Source organism: Rudanella paleaurantiibacter, from assembly GCF_009184635.1.
Lineage (GTDB): Bacteria > Bacteroidota > Bacteroidia > Cytophagales > Spirosomataceae > Rudanella > Rudanella paleaurantiibacter.
On record NZ_WELI01000005.1, the window covers coordinates 383,803 to 395,220 of the forward strand.

Here is an 11,418-nt window from a genome sequence, read left to right on the forward strand (position 1 = left end):
GAAACTTCAGAAATGACATCTCTCCAAACGAGATGTCATTTCTTTTTGTAGCCCTAACGGCCGGCAACAGCCACGGCGATTTTTGAGTCGGCGGTGCCGTAATACAGAAACCACTTGCCCCGGAACGGTACCATGCCTTCCAGAAAACAAACCTGATTCACCTGCCCATCGGTCTCGTAGGGTTGATCAGGCTTGATAAAGTACGTTTCCGAACGGTCGATCAGGCGAGTGGGGTTCGCGGCATCAAACAGCAATTGGCCACCGGCATATGCCCCTTCGGGTAAGTTGGGATCACCCGTTTTGGCCTCATTCATACCGTTGTAAATAAGCAGAATCCCTTTGGGCGTGAGCATAGCATAGGGGCCGGGCTCCAGCAACCGGACATCGTGCTTGCCTTTCCGCGAGTTGGCGACACTCACCCGTTGGCCCGGCTCGGTTTCGAGGGGTGTCCAGTGAATCAGGTCGTCCGACGTAGCCACGTACAGTTGGGGTTGGTCGCCCCAGTACATCCAGTATTTGCCGTTAATTTTTTGCGCCACCATCCGGCTGCCTATCTGCCTGCACACAATGGCCCCCGACTTCGACCATTCGTTCCGATACCGGCCGTTATACGCATCGCCGAAGGCCAGTCCCTGCTTCTGCCAGGTCTGCAAATCACGCGAGGTAGCTACGCACAGCCGGGCTTTGTCGCCATCGTAGGCCGTGTAGGTCATCACATACACCCCGCTGGGGCTTTCGATCACGCGCGGATCTTCGCAACCTCCCTCCCACTCGTACGCCTTCATGGGGTCGTTGTTAGGGTAAAATACAGGCTGCGGCATCCGCTTGAAGTGGATACCGTCGGTGCTAACGGCCAGCCCCAGCCGCGACGTTCCGGCGTGTTTACCCACCACATCCTCGGCCCGGTAAATCATGTACACCTTTCCGTTGCGCACCACGGCCGCCGGGTTAAACACATCCTTTTCTTCCCACCGTACCGTTTCGCCCCGTACCGGGCAGGCAAACGTGGTACTTTTCAGCGGAGTGATAATCGGATTGGTCTTATTCTGCTTCTGAAACGGCCCCAGCATCCAGGGTTTGTATGGCGACTGCGCCCAGACAGGCAAACTGATAAAAAGCAGCCACAAGGGGCGCAGCAGGTTGCTATAACGCATAACGGAACGGATCAATCGACTAAAAACACGGTCATTGTTTTCGGACCGTGGGCACCCAACACGAGCGATTGCTCAATATCGGCCGTTTTCGACGGACCCGCAATAAATAACCCGAATCCGTAATCAGCTGAGCCAATGCGGGCGTAGGCCTCATGCATGGTTGGAACGATTTGGCCCGCCGACAGCACTACGCCCAAATGCTGACAGATAAACGGCGATGCCCGGTGCATCATGAGGGGGTCGGTGATCCAGACAGCCCCGTTTTCGGCCACGCCAAAATGCACGTTGAGCACGGCAAACTCCACGTCGGCCAGTTCGTGAGGGCTGGTATCCTCCCAGTGCACTTCGGCCACCTCGGCCAATTCCGGGAAGGTCGTAATCACCCGATGGGCCGGGTAATGGCTTCGGATATACTCGGCCACACCGTTCATATCGGGCACAGACACCACCTGCCCGCCAATGGTGGTCAGAATCTCAGTAAACCGCTCCACCACCTGGTCGGCAAAGGTGTTGCTCGTAGGAATGGCGGGCAAAGCCGTGAGGGCTGGCTTATTCTGCCGAATGGCCTGTAGTATTTTATCGCGAGGGCTCAAGGCGTATTTCGTTTTAGAATTGCGGTTTTAGCGGTTTTTCTCGTACCACTCCCGAAACGACTCTTTGGGTGGTTCGGGCATTTCGCGCTGTTTGTACCAGGGGTTCAGGCTATTGCTCACAATGCCGGGAAACCAGCGCATGAGGGTACGGCCTGCACTACCAGCTACGGCAAATACCCGCCGGTTAGAAAGTACGGTGCTCATGGCCTGCATACCCGCTGCTTTCGACGCGCTGACGTGCCCCTGCTGCACCAGCACCTGCCGCCATTTGTAGAGCTGCTGGTGAATATCAATTTTCACGGGGCACACGTTACTGCACGACCCGCAGAGCGTACTGGCAAAGGGCAGGTCGGCGTAATCGGCCATGTTCAGGTTGGGGGCCAGAATAGAGCCGATAGGGCCGGCAATAGCGGTATGATAGCTATGCCCCCCGCTCCGGCGGTACACCGGGCAGGTGTTCATGCAGGCCGCACACCGGATACACTTGAGTGAATTCCGAAAATCTTCGCGCCCCAGCTGCACCGTCCGGCCGTTGTCGACAATAACGAGGTGCATCTGTTGCCCGTTGCGGGGCTTTTTAAAATGACTGGTGTAGGTGGTACTCGGTTGGCCCGTGGCCGAGCGAGCCAGTAACCGGGTGAAAACGCCCAGGTGCTCGCGTTTCGGGATGATTTTCTCCATGCCCATACAGGCAATGTGCACATCGGCGAGGTGCGCGCCCATGTCGGCGTTGCCTTCGTTGGTGCAAACGACAAACTCGCCGGTTTCGGCAATGGCAAAGTTGACACCGGTGAGGGCCACCCGCCGGGTCAGAAACCGCTGCCGGAGGTCGGTACGAGCCAGGCCGGTCAAAATCTGCGGGTCGCTCAGGCCCGCTTCGGTACCCATGTGGTGGTGGAAAATCTCCCCGATTTCTTCTTTCTTCTTGTGAATACAGGGCATCACGATGTGGCTTGGCGGTTCGCCCGCCAGCTGCACCACGCGCTCGCCCAAATCGGTATCAATTACTTCAATCCCGTTGCGCTCCAGATACTCGTTCAGGTGGCACTCTTCGGTCAGCATCGACTTGCTTTTGACCATCTGCGTCACCTGATTCTCGACCAGAATCCGGTGCACAATCTGGTTATGCTCGGTCGCATCGGCTGCCCAGTGCACCGTAACGCCGTTTTGTTGGGCGTGCGCTTCGAACTGCACCAGGTACTCGTCCAGATTCGACAGTACATTGTGCTTGATCTGCGAAGCCGCTTCGCGGAGGGCTTCCCACTCCGGCAGTTTGTGGGCCGCCATGTCGCGCTTCTGCCGAACCCACCAAAGGGTTTTATCATGCCAGTCGACCCGATCTTCGTCGCGGTTAAACACTTCGGCACGCTGAGGGTGGTTCATCTGAGTTGGGAGTTGAACGTTAAGGTTAATGTATAATGAACAATGTAAAATGGATAATGGAATGGCTGATTGTCAATGGGTAACCCAATAATTCATTTTACATTATTCACTCACCGAACTCTTAACTATTTAATATTTCAGCAATATGGATCACCTTAGTCCGGCTGTTTTGCCGACGGAGAATCCCTTCCAGGTGCATCAGGCACGACAGGTCGGCCCCGGTGATGTACTCGGCTCCGTGCCGCACATGATCGGCCACCCGGTCTTTACCCATCTTGGCCGATACAGCCTCTTCGACAACGCAGAACGTCCCGCCAAAGCCGCAGCACTCATCGGGCCGGTCGAGGTTGACCATCTCGATTCCGTCGACCATATTGAGCAGTTGCATCGGCTTTGAAAACGGTGACGCCACCAGCTCGCTCATCTGTGACAGGTGCAGGCCGCGCAACCCGTGGCAGCTTTGGTGCAAACCCACCCGGTACGGGAAGCGAGCCTTCAAGTGGGTCACTTTCACGACATCGGTCAAAAACTCGGTCAATTCGTAAACTTTTTGGCGCGTAGCCGTAGCCCGGTCTTCGTTTCGGTCCGAATGCAGGTGCTCTTTCAGGTGCAGGGCACAACTCCCGGAGGGCGACACGATATAATCCACCGCGCCAAACTGCTCAACAAACTGCTCGTTGAGGGGTTTGGTTAGATGCTCAAACCCCGAATTGGCCATGGGCTGCCCACAGCACGTCTGACCTTTGGGAAACACGACCTGTATGGGCCCGCCGTTTATCTGCTGTTTCTCAAGCAGTTCTAGGGTGGCGATGGCCGCCTTGGGATAAAACTGATCAACATAACAGGGTACAAATAGCCCGACAGTCGTCATACAGAGCGTGCGAATAAAAGAGTGAAGAACAAATCCTGCACAAAGGCAAAGACAAAACACCGACAAAATCTCCCTCAAATCAAGGGTTGGGCGGCTTGTTTGCTTTCCTTTACCTTCCTACCGGCCTTGCTTAATAGACCAACATGAGTCATCACGAATTTTAGGTTAGGGGGAAGATTTCTTATTCGAACGCCCCATTAGGGGCTCAATGTTGGTAGAAAAGACGTCTCCCCGGAACACCAGAGCCCCGAAGGGGCGTAACTTGTTTAGGGTTACGCCCCTTCGGGGCTCTGGCCTTGGGTCCATGCTAGGGTTGGCTACCAATGTTAGGTCCCTACGGGGCGTCAAAACGAGCGTTGAGCCAAAAACACCAAGACTTTAAAATTTGGGATGACTCATGTTAGTGCGTTAGGCGCGTTTAGGACGCTTAGATATTCAGCTTCTGTACGTTCTGGTAGCTAATGGCGATGGCTTCAAGCGGAGGACGCTGACATACGTCCTGCTCCACAAACGAGTGTACCAGACCGGCTGTCTTTTTGGCTTTCAGCAAACGCGCAAAATCGATGCTGCCCGTGCCCACCTCAGCAAACTCGCGCTTTTCGGTCTTGGCCATATCTTTCAGGTGCCAGAGCGGGAACCGCCCGGGATTCTGCTTGAACAGTTCTACAGGGTCTTTGCCCGCAAATACCGTCCAGTACAGGTCCAGCTCCATTTTCACCAGCTTGGGGTCGGTGTTTTTCAATAACACGTCGTACGGCACCTGCCCTTCCACGTTCATAAACTCGAAATCGTGGTTGTGGTAACCAAACTGAATACCCCGCGCTTTGCAGGTTTCGGCGGCCTTATTGAACAGGTCGGCATACCGCTTGTAATCGTCGAGCGACTTACGCTCGTCGGGAAACAGAAACGCACAGATCATGTACTGCTGACCCAGTTCGGCAGCGTCATCTACGGCCCGGCTCCAGTCGTTCATCAGCGTGCCTTTCATATTTGGCATGGCCTTGCCCAACAGATAGTGACCGCTGGGGGCCAGCAACCCATTGTTTTTGAGCAGAGCAGCGTATTCTTTGGGGCTTTTACCGAAGAACTTACCATCGGCGTACCCGAAGTTTTCTACCTTTTTATAGCCAATCTGCGCTACTTTGGCAATGGTCCCTTCGAGGTCTTTACCCAGTTCGTTGCGCAGCGTATAGAGTTGCAAACCGGCCGCCTTGGGAGCCAGAGCCAGGGCATCCAGTTTCGACAGGAAAGGCGCGGTGAGCGCCAGAGCACCGGCTTTCAGAACAGACCGGCGCGACATTGATTTTGTGATCGGGTTCATTGTAGGTGGGCTTACGCCCGGTAAAGCATTTTACGTACCGTAAAGGTATAAAACCTGACGAGTTGTACCTACCCAAAATCGAGACTCACCATCCGACCAACGCACCCCTGCATCGGCATCGGTTCGGATCGAGAGCTCACTTCAGGCAGGCACAACTCGTCAGGCTTACGTGGATTTCAGCGTCGACAACTCTCCGCCAAAATCTGTAGTGTCAGCTACCAAAAACCAGAAACTAAAAACGATAAACCATTTTACTGCCGGGGCCGATTGCCGCCACCGGCCGGAGCCGCCGGAGCTGCCTGCTGACCACCGCCGTCGTTACCGCCACCGCCGTCGCCTTTCACGTCGTCGTTGCTAACGGACTTCCGCTTCCGGCGGGGCTGCTGCTCAAAGCTCATTTTACCGATCTTGTACGAGAACGTCATGCGTACACCCCGGTTAAACATCTGGTTGAGGCTGTTCTGCGAGAATGTGGGCGTGCTGACGGCCGTCCGAACCTTCATCGAGTTGGTCAGGAAGTTTTCAGCGGCTACACCCAGGCTACCCTTCTTGTTCAGGAAATCTTTCCGAACCCCGAGGCTGTACATATAGAAGCTCCCCGTGGTTCCCTGCAGGTTGATCTGGTTGCCCCGCATCCCACCGAAGCCCTGAATACCCCAGCCGTTTTTGATTTGCAGGTTGGTAAACATCCGGCCGGAGAATACGACACCGGAGTTGCTCTGCCGGAGCGTTGGGTCCATAATGGTACCGCTGTTGTTGTTCGAGAGGTACACATAGAACGCATCGAAACCACCGCCAATCTGCCACTTTGAGAACAGCGTCGCGTTACCGAAAAGGTTGATACCGGTGGCTTTTTCCGTACCGATGTTATCAAAGGTGGTGGTGATTACACCCCGCTCATCGGCCGTGCGGATGCTCTGAATCGAGTTGTTCGTTTGCCGACCAAATACGGTCAGGTTCAGATACACCGACTTGATGTAGGCGCTCAGGCTGGCTTCGAGGTTATCGCTCAGTTCGGGCGAGAGGTAGGGATTACCCACCGTGATGTTTTGCGGGTTAGCCGCATTGACGTTCGGGTTCAGGAACTGAATACCGGGGCGCTGCAACCGCCGGTTGTACGCCAGTTTAATTGTTTTGCCACCGGCCAGGTTCTTCGACAGGTTGATGCTGGGGACAAAGTTGCCGTAGTTCGGAATATTGATCGGCGAGGCCGACTGCTCTGCCTGAAAACGGGCGTCGATCATGGTGTACTCGTACCGACCGCCTACTTTCAGAGTGTACTTCGATTTCGACTGGTAGGTGTACGACAGGTACGAGCCAACTACATTCTGATCGTAGTCGAGCGCGTTGGCGGGCTGCAACTCGGTGTATGAACCGTTCTGGAGAGTCAGGTACCGGAAATCGCTGTTTACCTGGCGGAAAATAGCCTTACCACCCAGTTCAAGCATCTGGTTTTTCCGAATAGGCGACTGATAATCGACCTGTACGGTACTTTCCTGGTTGAAGCTCTGGTTGTCGTTGCGGGTACCCCCGATCACGTTGGCCCGGTTCTCGTTGAATAAATCAGAAATAAAGTTGTTGGTCCGGTTGTTCCGGCTAAACTGGGTCAGAACGCTCAGTTCCTGCTGCGGCTTGCTTAGCGTACGCGTGTAGTCCACGTTCACGTCGACCGTGCCCGACAGATCCTTGATATCGACGTGCCGGAACGACGTCACATCGGCCGGGAGCGTGCCCCCCGATGTGCGGGTGAACAGATCCTGGGTCGACAATTGGTTCCGTGTGCCGTACCGAACGCCCGCTGTAATGACGTTTTTCGAGTTGATGTCGTAATCCCAGCCCAGGTTATAAAAACCGTGCAGGCCGCTGTTCCGGGTGTCGGCCTCCTGCATGGTTTTGAGCGAACCACGCATCTGCTCGTTGGTAAACTGCCCCTTGATGTTGTACATGGCCCGGCCGTGCCCCGAGAGCGAGAAGCCCATTTTACCCGTCCGGTAGTTGCCGTTCAGGCCCAGGCTGGTACCCCGGTTGCCCACGCCCCCGTCTACATTCAGGGTAGCGCCCTGCAAGGTGTTTTTCTTCGTGATGATGTTAATAATCCCGGCTGAACCTTCGGCATCGTACTTGGCCGAGGGCGAAGTAATCACCTCCACCGACTTAATCATATCGGCCGGAATCTGCTTCAGGGCATCGGCGACGCTCGCGGCTACAATGGTCGAAGGCTTGTTGTTGATGAGCACCCGTACGTTGCTGCTTCCGCGCAGCGACACGTTTCCGTCCAAATCAACCGAGAGCATCGGCACCCGGCGCATTACATCGGCGGCATCGCCCCCTTTGCTGGTTACGTCTTTCTCGGCATTGTACACCAGCCGGTCTACTTTCTCTTCAACAATACTCCGCTGACCGGTCACTTCTACTTCCGACAGCGTCCGTACGTCGGGCGAGAGTTTAATGATGCCCACCTGAATATCGGCGTTCTTTTCCACCTTGATGTTGCGGATCAGCTTCTCCTGAAAGCCCAGAAACGTGGCTTGCAGGTTATAATCGCCGGGGGCCACTTTCGTGAGGGTAAACCGCCCTTTATCGTCGGCCGTTGTCCCGTCAATGGCTTTGCCTGTTTTCTGGCTGATGAGGGCCACAGTAGCAAACTCAACGGGCTTGTTGGTGGTCGAGTCCATCAGCAGACCGCCTATTTTACCATTGCCTTTGGGCTGTGGCTGTTCGGGCGCACCGGCGGGCATGCCGGTCGGGTTCGACGCGTTGCGCCGGTCGCCGTTGCCGGAGCCCCCAAAGCCGCCAAAACCACCGGGCATCTGGGCAAACGCAATCTGTATGGGCAACAACACCCCGCCAAGCAGGAGTAGATTAATTCGGTTCATCGGAATTGGGTGTAATGAATGATGGGCACAAACCAACAGCCCCCCCAATTCATAAAAAAATACAATAGACAAGGAATAGGCATGTATCGGCCGAACCGCCCTTTTTGCCGACGAACGGTTGGCGCTCTCCGGCTCCCGTATGCATACCTGCCCAAACTCAGTTGGGAGAACAAAACGGCCGTATGGTCGATGGATTTTCGCTCCCTATCTATTAGGCACTACCGCATATGCTAAAGCCATTGTATGTTTACACTCTTTTGATAGTCTGCACCCTTCTACGGTCAATAGTAGTCAACATACAGCCCCGTAACGTTTGTTTATTCATACGCCGATGTCAGCTAAAATCATGCGCCACTATGTTCCGGTTCTGATCCATATTCTGGGTTGGGGGCTGCTGGTTTTCATTTTTCTGCTTTATCAGCCCCTGACAACGGATGTCGACTGGCCCGTTTTGTTCTGGGTGAAACAGGGGCTGCTCTGCTCGCTGCTTATCGGAGCCTTTTATCTAAATTCCGAAGTTCTGACTCCCAGGCTACTCCTCCGCGACCGCACGGGCCTGTACATGGGGACCCTGGCTGTGGTAATAATGGCTATTCTGGCAGCGATCTGGGCGTTTGAAAGCTACTTTGACCTACCCGGCCTTATCCACCGGGCCTTCCACCCCAACGAGACCACGCCCCCCCCGGTCCGGTCGGGCAAGCGGTTTCAGTTCACCCTGCTCAGCACGTTGTTCATTTTAGGGATTAGCACCAGCATTACGGCGGTTCGGACGTGGCAACGCGACGCCCAGCTCCGGCAGGATCTTGAACAGGCCAAAATCAGTTCGGAGCTGTTATTCCTGAAAACCCAGATCAACCCGCACTTCTTTTTCAATACCCTCAACAACATTTACGCCCTTACGCTGATCGACGTGGTCAAAGCCCGCGAAGCTCTCCACCGGCTATCGCGCATGATGCGGTACGTGTTGTATGAGAACCCCAACGGTTCGGGGCAAATCAGCCAGGAAATCGCGTTTGTGCAGGATTACATTGAGCTGATGCAGCTCCGCCTGACCGATAAGGTGACGGTGCGATTCACGCAGCCTACCCCCCTGCGCGATGCCTCTATCCCGACTATGCTCCTGCTGCCGTTTGTCGAAAATGCGTTTAAACACGGCGTAAGTGCCCTGTTACCCAGCCGGATCGAGATTGACATTACCCAGCCCGATCACCAGTTACGGATGCAGGTGCGCAACACGGTTTTCCCCGAGAAGAACCCGGCGGCATCGCTCGAAGCAGGCAGCGGCATTGGTCTCAACAACACCCGGCGTCGGCTCGATTTGCTGTACCCCAACCAGTATCACCTCGATACCCATCTGGATGCCGACCATCAGGAATACGTCGTGGATCTGGTGCTGAAAGTATAAGTTGACGGACCAACGGGCAGTAAAAGGATGAACGGTACGTCGATCAGGAAAAATATTGAGTTATTTTGGGCTTGTTTTCCTAACGCCCTGTAACGCCAATACGAATCCGATCATGACTCTTACCTGCATCGCCGTCGACGACGAACCGCTGGCCCTCGGTCTGGTTTGTGCTTTTATCGAACAAACGCCTTTTCTGAAACTGGCTGGCCGTTACAGCAACGCCATTGAAGCCCTGCGCGGCCTGCACGAACAGCCGGTCGATCTGCTGTTTCTCGATATTCAGATGCCCGACCTTACCGGGCTTGAACTGGCCCGTGTACTCGACCCCGGTGCGAGCGGACGCCCGGTGCCCCGTGTCATTTTCACCACGGCCTACAATCAGTACGCCCTGGAAGGCTACCGGGTCGATGCACTCGACTACCTCCTCAAGCCGTTTAATTATGAGGAGTTTTTGCGGGCAGCCCTCAAGGCACAGTCGTACTACGGACTTATTCGTCGGCCCGTGGCGGTTTTGCCCGAAACGATTACCCCGGCAATTCCCGCTCCTCTACCCGAACCCGAAAAAGAATATCTATTTCTGAAAGTCGAGTACCAGCTCGTTCGGGTCGCGTTCGACGACATTCTCTACATCGAGGGGCTTAAAGATTACATCAAGGTTCACCTCCGAAGCAGCCCCAACAAGCCGTTGCTCTCGCTCACCAGCCTCAAGGCACTGGAAGAAAAGTTACCTCCCCAGCGATTTATGCGGGTACACCGCTCGTTTATTGTGGCCCTGAATCAGATTACGGCCGTTACCCGCAACAGCATACAGATCGGTCAGATCCAGATTCCGGTCAGCGATCAGTACAAAGAACCTTTCAACCAGTTTCTGGCTAAGTGGGTGTAGGCCCCGGCCCGGTGGGGTTAGCGATTGGTAGCCGGGGTGCTTACTTTTGTCTCCCGACCTGACCTACTTCTTTTTACCGGACGGTGTCGGTTCTGCCGTATGGAAACCCATTTGCTTATTCACGAGGTCGCCAAAATGATCGACCACGCCCTGTTGCACCCTACCCTGACCGATGCCGAAATGCGGGATGGCTGCCAAACAGCCCGCCAGTATAATGTGGCTTCGGTTTGTATAAAACCCTATGCTATTCCGCTCGCCGTCGACGAATTACGGGGCAGCGACGTTCGGGTTGGCACGGTGATTGGTTTTCCGTCGGGGAGCCACTCTACGGCCATCAAAGTAGCCGAAACGATAGACGCCTGCCAGAACGGAGCCGAGGAGATTGATATGGTCGTGAATATCGGCAAGGTTCTGGCCGACGACTGGGCGTATGTTCAGGCCGAAATTGCCGCCGTGCAGCAGGTCTGCCGCGAGCACAATGCCTTGCTCAAGGTCATTTTCGAAACCGACTACCTGCCCGAAGACCGGTTCATCACCCGACTATGCGAAATCTGCACCACCGTCGGGGTCGGCTACGTTAAAACCTCTACCGGGTTTGGGTTTGTGAAGGGCCCGGACGGCCGCTACAGTTACAAAGGGGCTACGCTACCGCACCTGCGGCTTATGCTCGCCCACGTAGGGTCGGGGGTAGGTGTCAAAGCATCGGGGGGCATCCGCACCCTCGACGAACTGCTCGAAGCCCGGACACTGGGCGTTGGGCGCATTGGCACGAGCTCCACCGTCAGCATTCTGGAAGAAGCCTACCGGCGGTTTGGCCGGACTACTGACGCCCCGGGCACTCCATTGCCCCTCCCCGACGACCGGGGCTATTAACCGGCCGTTGGGGTTATCTTGTCCTCGTTCTACAAGAGGCTGTACACTTCAGCAGA

Annotated in this window: 9 protein-coding genes; 3 read left to right on the forward strand and 6 right to left on the reverse strand. The window is 55.3% G+C overall.

Annotated elements, in window-relative coordinates; genetic code table 11:
* Positions 1-53: 53 nt before the first annotated feature.
* From F5984_RS13795 to F5984_RS13820, 6 genes are all read right to left on the reverse strand, one after another.
* Positions 54-1,154 (reverse strand): glycoside hydrolase family 130 protein, encoded by a 1,101-nt coding sequence (locus F5984_RS13795; protein WP_185155512.1) that lies wholly within the window; start codon positions 1,152-1,154, stop codon positions 54-56.
* Between the two features lie 11 nt (positions 1,155-1,165).
* Positions 1,166-1,747, reverse strand: coding sequence for a LutC/YkgG family protein (locus tag F5984_RS13800; RefSeq protein WP_152124838.1), 582 nt, complete (start codon positions 1,745-1,747; stop codon positions 1,166-1,168).
* A gap of 27 nt (positions 1,748-1,774) precedes the next feature.
* Complete coding sequence (locus F5984_RS13805) at positions 1,775-3,130, reverse strand: lactate utilization protein B (RefSeq protein WP_152124839.1); 1,356 nt, start codon at positions 3,128-3,130, stop codon at positions 1,775-1,777.
* A gap of 121 nt (positions 3,131-3,251) precedes the next feature.
* Positions 3,252-4,001: a (Fe-S)-binding protein gene (locus F5984_RS13810; RefSeq protein ID WP_152124840.1), complete on the reverse strand. Its 750-nt coding sequence runs from the start codon at positions 3,999-4,001 to the stop codon at positions 3,252-3,254.
* 427 nt (positions 4,002-4,428) lie between these two features.
* Positions 4,429-5,322, reverse strand: a complete 894-nt coding sequence (locus F5984_RS13815) for a sugar phosphate isomerase/epimerase family protein (RefSeq protein WP_152124841.1) — start codon at positions 5,320-5,322, stop codon at positions 4,429-4,431.
* Between the two features lie 251 nt (positions 5,323-5,573).
* Positions 5,574-8,198, reverse strand: coding sequence for an outer membrane beta-barrel family protein (locus tag F5984_RS13820; protein ID WP_152124842.1), 2,625 nt, complete (start codon positions 8,196-8,198; stop codon positions 5,574-5,576).
* A 331-nt stretch (positions 8,199-8,529) separates the two neighbouring features.
* Here F5984_RS13820 and F5984_RS13825 point away from each other — a divergent pair, with 331 nt between their 5' ends.
* From F5984_RS13825 to deoC, 3 genes are all read left to right on the forward strand, one after another.
* Positions 8,530-9,603, forward strand: coding sequence for a sensor histidine kinase (locus F5984_RS13825; protein WP_152124843.1), 1,074 nt, complete (start codon positions 8,530-8,532; stop codon positions 9,601-9,603).
* 112 nt (positions 9,604-9,715) lie between these two features.
* Positions 9,716-10,489, forward strand: a complete 774-nt coding sequence (locus F5984_RS13830) for a LytR/AlgR family response regulator transcription factor (RefSeq protein WP_152124844.1) — start codon at positions 9,716-9,718, stop codon at positions 10,487-10,489.
* Between the two features lie 99 nt (positions 10,490-10,588).
* Positions 10,589-11,362, forward strand: a complete 774-nt coding sequence (deoC, locus tag F5984_RS13835) for a deoxyribose-phosphate aldolase (protein ID WP_152124845.1) — start codon at positions 10,589-10,591, stop codon at positions 11,360-11,362.
* The last annotated feature ends 56 nt before the right edge of the window (positions 11,363-11,418 follow it).

Excerpts from the sequence above, each read along its gene's own strand:
- F5984_RS13795 (WP_185155512.1), bottom strand. The coding sequence starts at position 1,154 with ATGCGTTATAGCAACCTGCTGCGCCCCTTGTGGCTGCTTTTTATCAGT.
- F5984_RS13805 (WP_152124839.1), bottom strand. The coding sequence starts at position 3,130 with ATGAACCACCCTCAGCGTGCCGAAGTGTTTAACCGCGACGAAGATCGG.
- F5984_RS13810 (WP_152124840.1), bottom strand. The coding sequence starts at position 4,001 with ATGACGACTGTCGGGCTATTTGTACCCTGTTATGTTGATCAGTTTTAT.
- F5984_RS13815 (WP_152124841.1), bottom strand. The coding sequence starts at position 5,322 with ATGAACCCGATCACAAAATCAATGTCGCGCCGGTCTGTTCTGAAAGCC.
- F5984_RS13820 (WP_152124842.1), bottom strand. The coding sequence starts at position 8,198 with ATGAACCGAATTAATCTACTCCTGCTTGGCGGGGTGTTGTTGCCCATA.
- F5984_RS13825 (WP_152124843.1), top strand. The coding sequence starts at position 8,530 with ATGTCAGCTAAAATCATGCGCCACTATGTTCCGGTTCTGATCCATATT.
- F5984_RS13830 (WP_152124844.1), top strand. The coding sequence starts at position 9,716 with ATGACTCTTACCTGCATCGCCGTCGACGACGAACCGCTGGCCCTCGGT.
- deoC (WP_152124845.1), top strand. The coding sequence starts at position 10,589 with ATGGAAACCCATTTGCTTATTCACGAGGTCGCCAAAATGATCGACCAC.